General features: G+C 61.3%; 17 protein-coding genes. 12 read left to right on the forward strand and 5 right to left on the reverse strand.

Going from position 1 to position 16,154, the window contains the following annotated elements; all coding sequences use genetic code 11:
* Positions 1–24: 24 nt before the first annotated feature.
* Together ACZ1HK_RS20595 and ACZ1HK_RS20600 are read left to right on the forward strand one after the other, a co-directional pair.
* The gene (locus ACZ1HK_RS20595) at positions 25–690 is read left to right on the forward strand and encodes an HAD-IA family hydrolase (protein ID WP_472630263.1); all 666 of its coding nucleotides are present in this window, start codon (positions 25–27) and stop codon (positions 688–690) included.
* Positions 691–722: 32 nt separating this feature from the next.
* Complete coding sequence (locus tag ACZ1HK_RS20600; protein ID WP_472630264.1) at positions 723–1,931, forward strand: DegT/DnrJ/EryC1/StrS family aminotransferase; 1,209 nt, start codon at positions 723–725, stop codon at positions 1,929–1,931.
* A gap of 66 nt (positions 1,932–1,997) precedes the next feature.
* Here ACZ1HK_RS20600 and ACZ1HK_RS20605 read toward each other — a convergent pair whose 3' ends face one another.
* Positions 1,998–2,585 (reverse strand): porin family protein, encoded by a 588-nt coding sequence (locus tag ACZ1HK_RS20605; RefSeq protein WP_472630265.1) that lies wholly within the window; start codon positions 2,583–2,585, stop codon positions 1,998–2,000.
* 156 nt (positions 2,586–2,741) lie between these two features.
* Here ACZ1HK_RS20605 and ACZ1HK_RS20610 point away from each other — a divergent pair, with 156 nt between their 5' ends.
* Positions 2,742–3,179, forward strand: coding sequence for a hypothetical protein (locus ACZ1HK_RS20610; protein WP_472630266.1), 438 nt, complete (start codon positions 2,742–2,744; stop codon positions 3,177–3,179).
* Here the strand turns inward: ACZ1HK_RS20610 and ACZ1HK_RS20615 are convergent.
* Both ACZ1HK_RS20615 and secG read right to left on the reverse strand, forming a co-directional pair.
* Complete coding sequence (locus ACZ1HK_RS20615) at positions 3,176–4,819, reverse strand: CTP synthase (RefSeq protein WP_472630267.1); 1,644 nt, start codon at positions 4,817–4,819, stop codon at positions 3,176–3,178. The genes ACZ1HK_RS20610 and ACZ1HK_RS20615 overlap by 4 nt on opposite strands.
* 178 nt (positions 4,820–4,997) lie before the next feature.
* The gene (gene secG, locus ACZ1HK_RS20620) at positions 4,998–5,366 is read right to left on the reverse strand and encodes a preprotein translocase subunit SecG (RefSeq protein ID WP_472630268.1); all 369 of its coding nucleotides are present in this window, start codon (positions 5,364–5,366) and stop codon (positions 4,998–5,000) included.
* A 272-nt stretch (positions 5,367–5,638) separates the two neighbouring features.
* Between secG and ACZ1HK_RS20625 the strand changes: the two genes are divergently transcribed.
* Together ACZ1HK_RS20625 and ACZ1HK_RS20630 are read left to right on the forward strand one after the other, a co-directional pair.
* Entirely contained in the window at positions 5,639–6,934 is a 1,296-nt protein-coding gene (locus ACZ1HK_RS20625) for an adenylosuccinate synthase (RefSeq protein ID WP_472630269.1), read from the forward strand.
* 10 nt (positions 6,935–6,944) lie between these two features.
* A complete protein-coding gene (locus ACZ1HK_RS20630) occupies positions 6,945–7,172 on the forward strand; it encodes a DUF2842 domain-containing protein (protein WP_472630270.1) in 228 nt (75 codons plus the stop codon).
* 49 nt (positions 7,173–7,221) lie between these two features.
* On the opposite strand, the gene ACZ1HK_RS20635 is transcribed toward ACZ1HK_RS20630, so the two are convergent.
* Together ACZ1HK_RS20635 and ACZ1HK_RS20640 are read right to left on the reverse strand one after the other, a co-directional pair.
* Entirely contained in the window at positions 7,222–9,213 is a 1,992-nt protein-coding gene (locus ACZ1HK_RS20635) for a hypothetical protein (protein ID WP_472630271.1), read from the reverse strand.
* Positions 9,188–9,796 (reverse strand): hypothetical protein, encoded by a 609-nt coding sequence (locus ACZ1HK_RS20640; protein WP_472630272.1) that lies wholly within the window; start codon positions 9,794–9,796, stop codon positions 9,188–9,190. The genes ACZ1HK_RS20635 and ACZ1HK_RS20640 overlap by 26 nt, the downstream gene beginning before the upstream one ends.
* Before the next feature lie 120 nt (positions 9,797–9,916).
* On the opposite strand from ACZ1HK_RS20640, the gene ACZ1HK_RS20645 reads away from it, so the two are divergent.
* From ACZ1HK_RS20645 to ACZ1HK_RS20675, 7 genes are all read left to right on the forward strand, one after another.
* Positions 9,917–10,651, forward strand: a complete 735-nt coding sequence (locus ACZ1HK_RS20645) for a thiamine diphosphokinase (RefSeq protein ID WP_472630273.1) — start codon at positions 9,917–9,919, stop codon at positions 10,649–10,651.
* Positions 10,652–10,701: 50 nt separating this feature from the next.
* Entirely contained in the window at positions 10,702–11,490 is a 789-nt protein-coding gene (gene rpiA, locus ACZ1HK_RS20650; protein WP_472630274.1) for a ribose-5-phosphate isomerase RpiA, read from the forward strand.
* Positions 11,491–11,714: 224 nt separating this feature from the next.
* Positions 11,715–11,966 (forward strand): hypothetical protein, encoded by a 252-nt coding sequence (locus ACZ1HK_RS20655; RefSeq protein ID WP_472630275.1) that lies wholly within the window; start codon positions 11,715–11,717, stop codon positions 11,964–11,966.
* A gap of 116 nt (positions 11,967–12,082) precedes the next feature.
* Positions 12,083–13,537 (forward strand): FAD-dependent oxidoreductase, encoded by a 1,455-nt coding sequence (locus ACZ1HK_RS20660; RefSeq protein WP_472630276.1) that lies wholly within the window; start codon positions 12,083–12,085, stop codon positions 13,535–13,537.
* A gap of 103 nt (positions 13,538–13,640) precedes the next feature.
* Entirely contained in the window at positions 13,641–14,813 is a 1,173-nt protein-coding gene (hflK, locus tag ACZ1HK_RS20665; RefSeq protein WP_472630277.1) for an FtsH protease activity modulator HflK, read from the forward strand.
* Between the two features lies 1 nt (position 14,814).
* Positions 14,815–15,714: a protease modulator HflC gene (hflC, locus tag ACZ1HK_RS20670; RefSeq protein ID WP_472630279.1), complete on the forward strand. Its 900-nt coding sequence runs from the start codon at positions 14,815–14,817 to the stop codon at positions 15,712–15,714.
* Between the two features lie 7 nt (positions 15,715–15,721).
* Complete coding sequence (locus ACZ1HK_RS20675) at positions 15,722–15,916, forward strand: DUF2065 domain-containing protein (RefSeq protein WP_472630280.1); 195 nt, start codon at positions 15,722–15,724, stop codon at positions 15,914–15,916.
* The last annotated feature ends 238 nt before the right edge of the window (positions 15,917–16,154 follow it).

Raw genomic sequence — 16,154 nt, forward strand, 5'->3', positions numbered from 1 at the left:
CGGAATTCTGCCGAAAGGGGCATCATGCGCACGATTGTTTTCGATCTCGACGGGACGCTCGCGGATACGGCGGGGGATCTTCTGGCGGCTGCAAATGCCGCGCTGATCCGGTTGGGACATCCCCCGCAACTGGAGATGGGGCGCGATGAAGCGACCGCGTTTGCGGGCGGGCGGGCGATGTTGCGGCTGGCGGCGGAGCGCCTTGGGATTGCAGATCGCGAAGGTCTGGCCGATGCGGGTTACCAGGCGCTACTCGATGCCTATGGCGCTGACATCGACACCCACACCACGCTTTACCCTGGTACGGTTGAGGCTGTGGACCGCCTCCGCGCAGCGGGCCATGCAACCGGCATTTGTACCAACAAACCTGAGGGTCTGGCCGCCACGCTGATCGCGCGTCTTGAGTTGACGGACCGCTTCCCGGTTTTGATCGGGGCGGACACATTGCCGACCCGCAAGCCCGACCCCGCGCCGTTGCTGGAAACCATCGCGCGTTTGGGCGGGGCGCCAGATAATGCCGTATTGATCGGCGACACGATCACGGATCGCAAAACCGCAGCCGCTGCGGGGATTCCTTGCGTGCTTGTGACCTTCGGGCCCACTGGCCGCGCGGTAGCGGACCTATCGCCAGAGGCACTATTGGACCATTACGACCAACTTGACGCAGTGCTTGATCAACTCCTCGGTTGACCTGTGCCGTCTTGCGCACGATCTTCCCGCCCATGAGTAAACAGATTTTCACTGGGAACTTCACCCAGCAGGAACCTATCCCCGAAGCCGCGATTGACGCCGCCGTTGCGGTCATGCGTTCAGGGCGGTTGCACCGCTACAACACGGCACCGGGCGAGGCGGGCGAAACTGCCGACCTCGAGCGCGAATTCGCGGCCTACACGGGCGCGAAATACTGCCTTGCTGTGGCTTCAGGTGGCTATGCCATGGGTGCGGCCCTGCGTGCGGTCGGGGTGGGGCCCGGCGACAAGGTATTGACCAACGGTTTCACGCTGGCCCCTGTGCCGGGCGCCATTGCCGCGGTGAATGCAGAGCCCGTGTTCGTGGAAGTCACCGACAGCCTTGTCATCGACCTCGAAGACCTCGCCGCTAAGATCGAAAGCTCCGGCGCATCGGTCCTGCTGCTCAGCCATATGCGCGGGCATCTGTGCGATATGGACCGGTTGATGGAGATCTGCGACGCGAGCCGCGTGAAAGTGATCGAGGATTGCGCCCATACCATGGGTGGAGCCTGGCGCGGTGTGCCTTCAGGCCGGCACGGATTGGTCGGATGTTACTCCACGCAAACCTATAAACACATCAATTCCGGTGAGGGGGGCTTGCTGATTTCCGACGATGAAGAGGTCATGGCAAAAGCCGTGATGTTGTCGGGTTCCTACATGCTTTACGGCAAAAATGGCGCTGCACCCCCTGTGAATACATTTGAAAATGTAAAGTATGTCACGCCGAACGTCTCGGGCCGGATGGACAATCTGCGCGCTGCAATCCTGCGTCCGCAGCTGGCAGACCTGCCTGCCCAGATCGCACGATGGAACGCGCTCTACCGAGCGGTGGAAGAGGGCGTGCGCAACACGCCCGGTCTTCAAGTAATCGAACGGCCCGCCAAAGAGGATATCGTCGGCTCCTCCATTCAAGTGCTTTTGCCCCATGCCTCACCCGAGGCGGTGCAGGCGGTCGTCGCTGGCTGTGGCGCCCGCGGGGTGGAGCTGAAATGGTTTGGTGCCGCGGAGCCCGTGGCCTTTACCTCTCGCTATGACAGTTGGCGTTACGCTCCGGCGCAGAGCCTGCCGCAGACGGATCGCATCCTGGCGGGCCTTCTGGACATGCGCCTGCCGCTGACCTTTGCGGTCGAGGATGCAAAGCTGATTGCAGAGATCATCCGTGATGAAGTGATGTCTGCGCTTCCACAAGCGGCGGAATAGGACGCTTGATATGAAAAAGGCGGCCCGATCAGGCCGCCATCTGCGTTCCTTGGCGTGTCTTTGCCGTCAGAAGTGCAGCGCTACACCCAGTCCAACGGCGTTCGCATCGATCTGCGAATTCGGGCCGGAGACCAGTGTCGTCGCATCCTCGGGGTTCATGTGCGTCGAAGTGTAGTCAAGCCGCACCGACACGGTTTCGGTCAACAGCATTTCCATGCCGATGCCGTAGACCAGACCAGAGGCCGAGCCATCCGCTGTCGCACTGCCAGCCGCCGCGCCATATTCTACGCGCTGATAGCCGAGCGAGCCGTAAACCAGCGCGTTGCCGATGGCATAGCCACCGCGCACGCGCGCATTCAGCTGGTTATTAAATTCGAAATCTGGATTGCCAAGATTTGTCTGGAAGCTGACAGGGCCACCAAAGCCAACCTCGGCACCGACCACGAAATTGTCGCCAAGCGCGTAGTTATAGCCGCCATAGGCACCAAAGCTGGTGCCTTCTTGCAGCGGCCCTGCGGTCGAAGAATTGTCAAATTCCGGCGAGATGATGTTCGTCGCGAAACCTGCATAAAAGCCGGTCCACTGGCTCGCATCCTGTGCAGAGGCACCGGTGGCGGCAAGAGCGGCAGCAAGGGTCAAGGCAGTCAGGCGCATGATTTGTCCTTCACGTCTTGGGCGAACATCGCCCGGTAGGGTTACATTAGCCTTAAGAGGCCGGGTCGGAAAGGTCGGGCTTTCATGCATTTGACGAAAGTGCACCATTTGGGTGACAGTTTCGGCACTTTCACGCGCATTTGATCGGAGCATCTTTTGAAGAAGTTAATTTTTGCCGCCGCAGCCACTGTTTTCCTCGCCCTTCCCGCGAGTGCGGAATGGATATTCAACCCCGACGCGCCGCCTGCGGGCCGCGCCGTGGGCACGGGCGATGGGGCCAATCTGATTCTGGAATGCGGCAATGGCGGTTTTCCGGTTGTGGGGATACACGGCCACAACCCTGGCGGCCCGGAAGAAGACTTTGTTTTGCAGATCGATGAAAACCCGGAAGACCTCTATTTCGGCGATTGCACAGGTGCGTTCTGCTGGATCGACATGGACACGATGGAGCGTGCCGACGCCTTCTGGAACCAGATGCGCGAGGGCACGATCCTGAACATTGGATTGCTGCGCCGCGGCTCCCTCGGGTCCGTTCCTCTGACCGGGGTCGCGGAATACATCGCCGAGATCGAGGCGCGCGGCTGCGGCTTCTAAACCAGCCGCGAATTGTCTTTCGCTGCACGGACGAAGTCGCGAAACAGGGGGTGTGGATCAAACGGTTTTGACTTTAGCTCAGGGTGGAATTGCACCCCGATGAACCACGGATGATCCTTCACCTCGACAATTTCCGGCAAGCGTCCATCCGGTGACATGCCGGAGAACAAAAGCCCCTGTTCCTCAAGCGCTTCGCGGTACTTGATGTCGACCTCGTACCGGTGCCGGTGGCGTTCTTCGATCGCCACGCCACCATAGGCTTCGGCCACTTTCGAGCCTTCGGCGAGCACCGCATCATATGCCCCAAGGCGCATGGTGCCGCCCTTGTCATCGGTCACCTTGCGTTCAACCTTGTGGTTGCCCTGGACCCATTCCTTGAGGTGGTAAACCACGGGTGTAAAACGTTTTTTACCGGCCTCATGGTCAAACTCTTCCGACCCTGCATCGCCCAGATCGGCCAAATTGCGGGCCGCTTCGATCACGGCCATCTGCATGCCAAGGCAGATCCCCAGATACGGCACACCGCGTGTGCGTGCAAATTCGGCGGCCTTGATCTTGCCTTCTGTTCCGCGCTCGCCAAACCCGCCGGGCACGAGGATTGCGTGGAATCCTTCCAGATGCGGGGCAGGGTCTTCCCGGTCGAAGACCTCGGCATCGACCCATTCAACTTTCACCTTCACCCGGTTCGCCATGCCACCATGGGTCAGCGCCTCGGCAATGGATTTATAGGCGTCTTCCAACTGCGTGTATTTGCCGACAATGGCGACCTTCACTTCGCCTTCCGGGTTGTTGATCCGGTCAGCCACATCTTCCCAGACACGCAGGTCGGGTTTGGGGGCGGGGCTGATGCCAAACGCATCCAGCACGGCCTGGTCCAACCCCTCGCGGTGATAGGCCAATGGCGCCTCGTAGATTGATTTGAGGTCTTGCGCGGCGATCACGCTGTCGGGGCGGACGTTGCAGAACAGCGCCAGCTTTTCGCGTTCCTTCTCGGGGATCGGCCCCTCGGACCGACAGACCAGAATGTCAGGTGCCAGACCAATCGACCGCAACTCCTTGACCGAGTGCTGCGTGGGCTTGGTTTTCAACTCGCCCGACGCGGCGATGAACGGCAGCAGCGTCAGGTGCATGAACACGCATTGGCCCCGCGGGCGTTCCTGCCCGAACTGGCGGATCGCTTCGAAGAATGGAAGGCCCTCGATATCGCCCACCGTGCCGCCGATTTCGCACAGCATGAAATCGACCTCATCTTCACCAATGGCGATGAAATCTTTGATTTCATTGGTCACATGGGGGATGACCTGGATCGTTTTGCCCAGGTAATCGCCGCGCCGCTCTTTCTCCAGCACATTGGTGTAGATGCGCCCGGATGACACGCTGTCGGTCTTGCGCGCGGGCACGCCGGTGAACCGTTCGTAGTGCCCAAGATCGAGGTCAGTCTCCGCTCCATCGTCGGTCACGAAGACTTCGCCATGCTCAAACGGGCTCATCGTGCCAGGGTCGACGTTGAGGTATGGGTCGAGCTTGCGCAATCGCACGGAAAAGCCCCGCGCCTGCAGCAGCGCACCAAGGGCGGCTGAGGCCAAACCCTTGCCAAGCGACGACACAACGCCGCCGGTGATGAAAATGAATCGCGCCATGCCCGAAAGTCCCCCGTGCGGATGGTTACGCGCCCGGTTGGCGGCCCATCCATGTCTCTTTCCACGGGATTTGAGGATACTCGGATTCGCCCCGGTTAGACAAGCCAGCAGGCGGCCAAAATGCCAAGATCATGTGGATAAAGAAAAAGCCACCCAAAATCGGGTGGCTTCGCTTTGATCACTCCACCGGCGGCAGCGCCGGACTGTCGCCATCAATCGGCGGCAGCATCGTCTCGATCGGCGGAAGCGAACTGTCGCCCGCGTCACCCTCTGTTGCCGGGGGCAGGCCGCCCAGATCGTCCAGCAGCGAAGAGTTGGAGGAGTTCTGCGCCGCAATCACTGTCAGAGTAATCGACGTTGCAAGGAAAGCGATTGCGAAGAACCATGTCAGTTTGCCAAGGGCCGTTGCCGCCTGGCGACCGGTCATCACGCCGCCACCGCCGCCGCCACCCATGCCGAGCCCGCCGCCTTCGGAGCGTTGCAGCAACACAACGCCGATCAGGCAGACCGCGAGGATCAAGTGGATGACGAGGATGATGTTTTCCATAGTCGCGCTTTCTCTCAACCGGACGGGGTTCCGATCCGCGCCTCACTTATGAGATGCGACAGGGGGCCGCAAGGGCCTCGCTGATATCAGAGTCGTGATTCCCGTTCTGCGTGTGGCGGTGATCGTTTCACATGAAGAGATCTTTTTCAATTCGGCCACTCCACACACATTTCCCTAACAACCGGTTAACCATCGCGTTCGCAAGTTTCCGGTTCCCCCGCGTGGCAAGGGCCGCTATAGCGCCCCGGGGTTTTCACGATCCGGAGGATTTCATGGCCAACGTCGTGGTTGTCGGCGCTCAGTGGGGCGACGAAGGCAAGGGTAAGATCGTTGATTGGTTGAGCGAACGCGCCGATGTCATTGCGCGATTCCAAGGCGGCCATAACGCCGGCCATACGCTTGTCATCGACGGAAAGGTCTACAAGTTGAACGCCTTGCCGTCCGGTGTTGTGCGCGGCGGCAAGCTGTCGGTGATCGGCAATGGCGTTGTGCTGGACCCCTGGCATCTTGTCGAGGAAATCCGCGCGATCCAGGAGCAGGGCGTCGAAATCAGCCCGGAAGTGTTGATGATCGCTGAGAACACCCCGCTGATTCTTCCCATCCATGGCGAGCTTGACCGTGCCCGCGAGGAAGCGGCCTCGAAAGGCACAAAGATCGGCACGACGGGCCGTGGCATCGGCCCGGCCTATGAGGACAAAGTCGGGCGGCGCTCGGTTCGCGTCGCTGATCTGGCCGACCCCGCGACATTGGAGGCACGCGTCGACCGCGCCTTGCAACACCATGATCCGCTTCGTCGCGGGCTTGGCATCGAACCGGTTGATCGCGAAGCACTGTTGGCGCAGTTGCGCGGCATTGCGCCGGAAATCCTGCGCTACGCCGCGCCGGTCTGGAAAGTGCTCAACGAAAAGCGGCGGGCGGGAAAGCGCATCCTGTTCGAAGGCGCACAGGGTGCGCTTCTAGACATCGATTTCGGAACCTATCCCTTTGTTACCTCGTCTAACGTGATCGCGGGGCAAGCGGCCACAGGCGTGGGCATTGGCCCCGGCGCGATCGATTATGTGCTGGGTCTGGTAAAGGCCTACACAACCCGCGTTGGCGAAGGCCCGTTCCCGGCAGAACTACATGACGCGGACGGCCAACGCCTTGGAGAACGCGGCCATGAATGGGGCACAACGACGGGCCGCAAACGCCGCTGTGGCTGGTTTGATGCCTGCCTTGTGCGGCAGACCTGCGTAACCTCGGGCGTGACCGGAATTGCCCTGACCAAGATTGATGTGCTCGACGGGTTCGAAACGCTCAAGATCTGCGTTGGCTATGACCTGGATGGCGAACGGCTCGACTACCTGCCGACCGCGGCCGACCAACAGGCGCGCTGCACGCCGATCTACGAGGAGATGCCGGGCTGGTCGGAATCAACCGAAGGCGCGCGCTCCTGGGCAGAACTGCCGGGCAATGCGGTCAAATATGTGCGCCGCATCGAAGAGTTGATCCAATGCCCTGTGGCCCTACTTTCCACCTCGCCCGAACGCGATGACACGATCCTCGTGACAGACCCGTTCGCTGATTGACGGAGGTCCCATGGCGCTCAGCTACAAGGCCCGCAAACGCTGGTCGCTGTTCATCCTTCTGGTCGGACTGCCGATTTATATCGCGGCGGTCTGGTTCCTGCTGAGCCTGCTGGAAGGGTGGAGCATCTGGGTTCAGATGGGAGTTTGTCTGGCTTTCAGTATCCTATGGGCCTTCCCGTTGAAGGCCGTGTTCCTCGGTGTCGGGAAAGCCGATCCGGACGCGCCGCAGGATGAATGAAAAAGGGCGCCGAGGCGCCCTTTTGTGATTTCTAAAGTAAGACCGTGGGTCAGAGGGTACGGGCCAGGCGATACTGATTGCCGCCCAACTCTTCCAGCACGCCATCCTGCGTCAGCGTCTCGACGGCTGAAATGGCTTCCTCACGCGAGATAGAGCCGTCGGTTGCAATCCGCACCAGGCGCAGCAGCTGCATGCGCTTGAATTCGACCAGGCCGGCCTCCTGCGACAGGTAGGTGGCACCCATCTCGACAACCTCTTCGATCTCGGTTGCAGGCGATTCTTCCAGACGCTGTGCAAATACGGCGAAATGGTCGACTTCGGCGCCGGCATCCTGTGCGCTCGCGGCATCCCCGTCGACGGTATCGCGAACTTCGTCGATTTCCTGCGCCAGTTGAGCTTCCAGTGCCGCGATTGGATCGTCGAAATCGGCGTCTTCTTCGATGTCGGTTTGCGCGGCGGCGCTGGGTTGCGCAGCGGGCATCTCGGGCGCGTCCATTACGGGAGCGTCCGCAACAGACTCATCGGCTTCCGCTGCAACCTCTTCGCGGGGCGAACGCCCCAGGCCGGATGCGATCATCCCGGCACGCTGTGCCAGATTGGCCAGCGAATTTGCCATTTTGCGCGGGGCCGGGCGGGCGGCTTCCACGGCTTCGGCGTCAATCTCTTCGACCGCAGTCTCGACCACAGCGACCTCTTCGTTCAGAACCAAAGGCGTGGCGGCAGGCCCAGTCTCGGGGCGGTCCGCAACCTCGGCTTCGGTAGGCGACACACGGCGCGGTGCGACCGGTGCAGCGGGTGCTGCCGGCGCGTCATCTTCGATGCGCTGTTCGGACACCAGAACCAGCGGTGCCGGGCGTTCCTCGGCGGCCAGTTGACGACGCGAGACGTCAACGCGCACACGGCGCGGGCGCATCACGCGGGCCAGATCCTCACGATATTCGGCGGCGTCGTCCTCAAGCCCCGTCATATCGGCAACCGAGGCCCCATCCGCGGCCAGTTGGGTTTCTGCGGCGCGAGCGGCCACGGCAGCTTTCAGATGCTCGATATTGGCGCGACGACGGGTCGTCTCAACCGTGGTCAAACGGCCTTCGGTGGCCTCGAACAGGCGATCCATGTCGCCGCCATCATCGCCGTCCGCGTCGGCGAAAGCCGTGCGATCAGCACTTGGGGGTGTGGGGGTGTCAGGCGTTTCGTCGGCAATTGCTTCGGCGATGTCTTCCGCAACAGTAGCAGGTGCCGCTTCGATGGCCTCGGCAATCTCTTCCGTAGGTTCTTCAATGGCAGGTGCGGTCACGGCCGCGATCGCGGCCAATGTATCGCTGTCGTCGTCCTCAGTTTCTGCGACCTCGTCGATCCCGTCAGCTTCCAGCGCTTCCGACGCTGCCGCCATGGTGGAGGCGCCGGTTGCGAACGCGGCGGCAAGAGCGGCAACAGCGGCATCGTCATCGGCTTCGATCACTGGCTCGGGCGCGGCGCCTTCTCCACCGGCGGAGATCAGTTCATCATCAGGCTGCACTGTCGCAGGCGCATCGCCTGTTTCAGCCAATGCGGCGCGGCGGATACGGGCCAGGCGAGCGGCAACGGATGCGCCATCAAAGGCGGCCTCTTCGTCATTCTCATCGGCGAAGATCGAGTCGATATCGCCGTCATCATCGTCCTGATCGAGATCGGCCATGATGCTGTCAGCGGCGTCCGCGTCTTCGGCCTCTGCGATATCTTCCGCATCAGCGTCATCTGCAGGCGCGCCTTCGGCGGCCAGAGCGGCGGCGACCGCGATCAGCGTATCTGCACCGGCAACGCCATCTTCTTCGTCGTCGGCGTAGATTTCGTCATCACCTGCGAGGTCGATTGGTGCTGAATCATCCGCTTCCGCTTCGGCCTCAGCCTCGGCAAAATCAGCGTCATCGCTCATGGCGGCTGCGATCCCGGCGAGGGCATCGTCATCGGACGCCTCATCGGCCGCTTCTGCAAAGGACGCTTCCTCGGCGGTCTCCGCAACCTCTTCCGAGATCTCCTCAGACGCGACTTCGACCTCTTCCACGATCTCGTCCGCGGCTTCGACGGCGTCTTCGATCGGCTCTTCGGCAACTTCGGCAGCGTCCTCGAGCTGCTTCCGCTACGTCGTCGCTTTCCTCGGCGGGCGCGTCCACGGCCTCGGCGGATTCGGCAACATCCTCTGCTGCTGCGTCTTCTTCATCTTCGGCAAGCGCTGCGGCCCCAGTCGCGGCAGCAACCGCTGCCGTCACGGCCACGGCCTCACCGGCCGGCGCTTCGGGGGCGACGCTTTCAACGGCATCTTCAATCTGCGGGTCACGCGCGAAGGAGCGTTCGGCAGCGCTTTCGAATGCTGGGGTATCTTCGGCAGGCGCACCTTCGGGTCGCATGATCAGGCCATTTTCAACCATACGCGATTCGACGCGGCGCTGGATGGCCTCTTCCGTGATGCGGTGCAGAGTTTCGGCGTCTGGCGTGGGAGGTTCTGCCCCGAAATAGCGATCCTCTGCGGCGAGGTCGCGGAAATACTCTGCCACGGCCTTCATGGCCTCAAACGGGCGTTCAAAGCCCTCAAGGGTACAGGAAAACGTGCCGTAAGAGACCGTCAGGATTTTGTTTTCATCACTCATTGCTCTGCCACTCTGCTCGTCCGGGCCACCCTGTTCACCAGAATTCACCGGAATTTATCATCCTCGCAAAAGGTGTAACAAACTGTTTCCAGTAAAAAGCGACGCGAATTGGACCTTTTGGTGATCAATGACCCAGACCATGGCAACAATGTGGACAATGATCAGGAGGGGTGCGGATTGTCCTTGAATTTCAACGCTCCAGTTGTGCTTGTGGGGGGCGGTTCGGTGGGCAATGCCGCCTTTGAATTGTCAAAAATGCACGCAAATTTTTTTGTTGGCGTTGATGGCGGCGGGGACGAGATCTTGCGTCGCGGGGCGGTTCCTGAGGCCGTGATCGGCGATTTGGATTCGTTTTCGGACGCGGGACGTGCAGCGATTCCCTCCGCGAAGCTGATCCACGTGGCCGAGCAGGACAGTACGGATTTTGAGAAAGCCCTGTCACGGCTCGCAGCGCCACTGATCCTTGCGATTGGCTTTTCGGGCGCCCGTCTGGATCACGAATTGGCTGCCATGCACGTGCTCGTGCGCTATCCACAGCAGCCTGTCCTTTTAATTGGGCAAGAAGATGTGGTGGTGCATTTGCCTGCAAAGATCGTGCTGGATGTCCCGTCTGGAACCCGTGTGTCGCTGTTTCCCATGGACGGTGTGACCGTGGGCTTGCACGGGGTGGAGTGGGCCTTTGACGCGCTTGATCTGCACCCGGCGCGCAAGATCGGAACCTCGAACCGGGCCAGTGACGGTCCGGTTGTGCTTAAGTCAGACCGCCCGGGCTGCCTGCTGCTGCTGCCGGTGGAAATGCTGGAGCAGGTTATCGCGGCCTTGGCTGCGGCGGATTTCCACTCGCCCCACGCGTGAGCAACCGCTATGGGTGTCACGTAGCTGCCACAATAGAATGAGATGCGCCCATGACGGCCGAGCTTTCCCCCATCGACAAAGCCAAATACGTGGCCGCCCGCCGGGCGGTGGAATTTGTGGAAGACGGGATGCGCGTGGGGCTTGGAACCGGCTCCACCGCCGCGTGGATGGTGCGCTGCCTCGGGGAGCTTGTCCGCGAAGAGGGGATGCAGATCACCGGCGTAGCGACCTCGACCCGCACAGCGGATCTGGCGCGCGAAGTGGGCGTGACAATCAAGACGCTGGATGAAGTGCGTTGGCTGGATCTTACGATTGACGGAGCCGATGAATACGACCCGAACCTGAACCTGATCAAAGGTGGCGGCGGGGCGCTGTTGCACGAAAAGATCGTTGCAACGGCAAGCGATCAGATGGTGGTGATCGCGGATCTGACCAAGCAGGTAGATACGTTGGGCGCCTTCCCTTTGCCCGTCGAGATCATTCCGTTCGGCTGGCAAACCACCAAGGCGCTGATTGAAGAGATGCTCTCGAACGTGGATGTTCTGGGGCGCTCGGCGTCCCTGCGGTTGAGCGGGACGGAGCCATTCAAGACCGATGAGGGCAACTATATCCTCGACCTGCACTTGCGCCGGATCGCGCAGCCCGCTCAGGTGAGCCTCGTGCTGAACCAGATCCCCGGCGTGGTGGAGAATGGTCTGTTCCTCGACATTTGCGACGTTCTGGTGATCGGCAATGCCGACGGCACGGTTGAAGTGCGGGACATCAACAACGGCACGGTCGAGCATGAGCGTGTGGATGTGTCGGACACCGAAAACCTGTTCGTGGATGTGCGTGACTAAGGCGGCTGTCGGGGCTTTGATCTAAAGGAGCGGCTGCGCCGCACGCCTTCATCTCGTTGCGCGGACTTGCGCCGCGCGGCCTCGGGGCGGGCGTTGCCCGCGTGGGGGCTCTGCCCCCTTACACGCCTTTCCCATGAGGAAAGACGCTGACCCCCGAGGTACTTTTGAAACAAGGAAGATGTGCGCGCACGCCTGCGAAGGCGGCCGACAGGCCGGAGGAGGGCGTGACCAAAGCGGTTGGTCTGCGCGGTGGCTCGGCTTCGAATTCGTTCGATTGGCGTAAGGCCAAGGAAAGCGGCGCCGCTGGAATGCGGTCACGCGCTCTGCCGGGTGTCATCCGACAGATCGGAAAAGATGCGCAGGTCCGATGCCGGACACCCTGCACCCGATGTGCCGATGGGACGGCATGGGTGGTCTGGGGGCCTCCGGCGCATGACCGACAGCCTTGGGTCGATGATCATCAGCGCGCAGTATAGGGTGGCTGCAGAGGTGTTGCGCATTTTGGCACAGGTGCGTGCGGTGGCCCCTCTGGCGTTAAGGCATTGTTCATGGAATAGACCGTTACGCCCCGTTACTGCGTAGGAGAAACGCGATGTCCGACTTCGATTATGACCTCTTCGTCATTGGTGGAGGCTCGGGCGGTGTGCGCGCCGCGCGTGTTGCGGCGGCGGGCGGCGCGAAGGTTGCGCTGGCGGAAGACAATCGGATGGGTGGCACGTGCGTGATCCGGGGCTGTGTGCCCAAAAAGCTGATGGTCTTCGCCTCTGGCTATCGTGAAGGCTTTTCCGAGGCGCGCGCCTATGGCTGGGATGTGAAGGATGGGGAATTTCAGTGGCCTGTCTTCCGCGATCATCTAAATAACGAATTGGATCGTCTGGAAGGTGTCTACCGCAAGCTGCTCGACGGCTCGGGCGTTGAAATTTTTGACGCGCGTGCCAAGCTGGCCGATGCGCATACGGTTGAGGTGGGCGGCGAGACCAAGACCGCCAAGCACATTCTTGTGGCCACCGGCGGGCATCCGGTGCGGCCCGACACGGCCAATGCGCATCTGGGTATTGTGTCGGACGATATCTTCAATCTCGACGCGTTGCCGAAGCGGCTGCTGATCGTTGGCGGCGGCTATATTGCCTGCGAGTTCGCGTGCATCATGGCCGGTCTCGGCGTTGAGGTGACGCAGTATTATCGCGGCGCTCAGATCCTGCGTGGCTTTGATGATGAGGCACGTGGGCTGATCGCCGAGATGATGCGCGAGCAGGGGATCAACCTGCATTTGGGCACCAACATCGTGGAGATGGGGGCGGCAGATGCGGATCACACAGCCTCTTGGACCGGCACCGATAGCGACGCGGCCATGGGGGCTTCAGCCCGGTCGGCTGGCGATCTTGTGCCGGAAGGCGGAAAAGGCCGCCCGATCTGGGTGAAGTCCACAAATGGGCAGGAAGGCGTCTTCGATCAGGTTCTGTTTGCCACGGGTCGCAGCCCGAACACGCGCGACATGGGGTTGGAGGAAATCGGCGTCGAAATCGGCCGCCGTGGCGAGATCGTCGTCGACGAATACAGCCAGACCGCCGTGCCGTCGGTCTATGCGATCGGGGATGTGACCAACCGTGTGAACCTGACGCCCGTGGCGATCCGCGAAGGCATGGCTTTCGTTGAAACGGTCTTCAACGGCAACCCGACGCCTGTGGATCACGATCTGATCCCCTCGGCCGTGTTCACCACGCCGGAATATGGAACAGTCGGTCTGACCGAAGAGGCCGCCCGCGAGCAAGAAGAGGTGGAGATCTACTGCACCTCGTTCCGGCCCATGCAAACCGCCTTTGCCGGCAAGCCCTGGCGCGTCTTGATGAAACTTGTCGTCTCAAAAGCCAGTCGCAAGGTGCTTGGCTGCCATATCGTGGCCCCCGGCGCGGGTGAGATGATCCAGCTGGCCGGAATCGCGGTGAAAATGGGTGCAACCAAGGAAGATTTCGACCGAACGGTTGCAGTCCACCCCACGATGTCGGAAGAGATTGTGACAATGCGTGAACCCATGAGGACCGCGTGAGGCCGCTTTTTCGCGGCGAAAGCGCACATCCACGGGTGCAAAGCGGATTTTCAGCCCCATATAGGGCATCAACAGATGACGCATCCAAGAGGTGAGACGACAGATGGCGGGTAACAGTGGCGGACCCTGGGGCGGCGGTGGCGGTGGCAATCGCGGAAACCAAGGCAGCAACGGCAGCGGCAATGATGGACGGCGCCCTTCGGGGCCCGGACGTGAGGGTGGCGGCCAGAACATCCCCGAAATCGACGACATCGTCCGCAAGGGCCAGGAACAGCTGCGCGTCCTGATGGGCGGTCGCGGCGGTGGCACCGGCGGCGGGCAGGGCGGTGGCGAAAGCCCGATCAGCCCGCGCGCCATGTGGATCATTGGCGCTTTTGCAGCAGGGGCGGCCTATCTTTTTGCGTCCGCCTATACGGTTCAGCCAGGCGAGCAAGGCGTTGAGTTGTTTCTAGGGTCTGAGTACGAGATCACTGACCAAGGCCTGAATTTCGCTTGGTGGCCCGTGTTTACTGCTGAGGTTCTCGCTACCGATCAGGAACGGACCGAAACCATCGGCAACAACCGCGCCGGGGCGTCGGACCGTGGCTTGATGCTGACGACGGACGAAAACATCGTCGATATCGATTTCGACGTGGTCTGGAATATCTCCAACCCCGCCGACTTCCTGTTCAACCTGCGCGATCCCGAGGCGACGATCCGTGCGGTGGCGGAATCGGCCATGCGGGAAATCATCGCGCAATCCGAGCTTGCCCCGATTCTGAACCGCGACCGTCAGCTGATTGCCGACCAGGCGGAATTGCTGATCCAACAGACGCTCGACGTCTATGAGAGCGGCATCAATGTGCTGCGTGTGAACCTCGACCGTGCAGATCCGCCGCAGGACGTGATCCAGGCCTTCCTCGACGTTCAGGCCGCCGAACAGGAGCGCGACCGACTGGAACGCACCGCAGACGCCTATTCTAACAGGGTGACTGCCGGGGCACGCGGTGAAGCGGCGCAGATCCTGGAAGAAGCAGAAGCTTACCGGGCTCGCGTGGTTAACGAAGCGCTTGGTGAAGCCAGCCGTTTCCTCGCCGTGCTTGAGGAATATGAGGCCGCACCGGACGTCACGCGTCGCCGCCTCTACCTTGAGACGCTGGAGCGTGTGCTGGGCGAGACCGATCTTGTCATCATCGATGGTGATACCGGCGGCGGTCAGGGCGTCGTGCCCTACTTGCCATTGAACGAACTTCGCCGACCCTCTGGCAACGCAACCACGACCGGGAGCTCGAACTAACATGTCTCGGATTACATATCTCATCCCCGTTGTCGTTCTGGCCATTTTGGTAATTTCGTCCTCGATTTTCGTGGTCGATGAACGCCAGCGCGCTCTTGTGCTGCAATTCGGTCAGATCCGTCAGGTGATCAATTCGCCGGGCCTGAACTTCAAAATCCCGTTCTTCCAGAATGTCGAATATTTCGAAGACCGCATCCTGTCGCTTGATACCGAGCCCACGCAGGTGACGCCGTCGGACGATCGCCGCCTCGTGGTCAGCGCCTTCGCGCGGTATCGGATCGACGATGTGGAAGAGTTCGTGCAGGCCGTGCCCGGTGGTGTCCGTCAGGCCGAAGATCTGCTGGACGGTATTCTGCGCGCACAGATCCGTTCGGTTCTGGGTGCGGATGGTGTGACGTCGAACACGATCCTGTCGGAAGATCGCGCAGGCCTGATGCGGCAGATCACGACCCAAGCGCGAGTCGATGCGGACGGCTTCGGGATCACGGTGCTGGATGTGCGTCTGCAACAGACGGACCTGCCTGAACAAAACCTCGACGCAACGTTCGCCCGGATGAGGGCCGAACGTGAACGCGAAGCCGCAGACGAGATCGCGCGCGGTGAAGAAGCGGCACAGCGGATCCGCGCCCAGGCTGACCGTACCGTGGTGGAGCTTGTGTCGGAAGCCAACCGCGAGGCCGAGATCACCCGAGGTGAGGCCGATGCCGAACGCACGCGCATCTTCGCCGAAGCCTTCGGGCAGGACGCGGAGTTCTACGATTTCACCCGTTCACTGGCGGCCTACGAGACGGCCCTGCGGGAGAATTCGACCTTCGTGATCAGCCCTGACAGCGAGTTCTTCGAGTATTTCGACGGCTCGGCACTGGGCGGCGGTAACTCGCTGGCGGCACCGTCCGAGTAATCCGCCCATGTGGATCGCCATTGTGATGGGCCTTGGTATGGTCCTTGTGATTGAGGGGCTGGTGTTCGCACTGGCCCCTTCGCGTATGGAAGACCTGCTCAAAGCGCTGACTGCGATCCCGCCCGAGACGCGCCGTCTGATCGGGTTTGGCGCCGTGGCCGTCGGCGCTGTGCTGACCTCTTGGGGGATCAGCCTGCTCTAGCGCGCATTCTACACGCCTGATGCGATTTGCAATTGGTTTGAAGCGTTCCCCGTGCCACTCTGAATGCAAGATGGGCGGTGCATTCTCACGCCTATGTGACGGATTGCGCGCAATGGGTTGGGTTTCCCGAACTTGATCTGCGCGGAATTCGCCCAAATATCCTTGCCAGGGACAGGTCTGCCTGTCCGACGGTATTTCAGGAGGCTTAGCAGTCGTGACGATCCCCCAAAGACCCCCT

Source organism: Gymnodinialimonas sp. JB5-7, assembly GCF_055693405.1.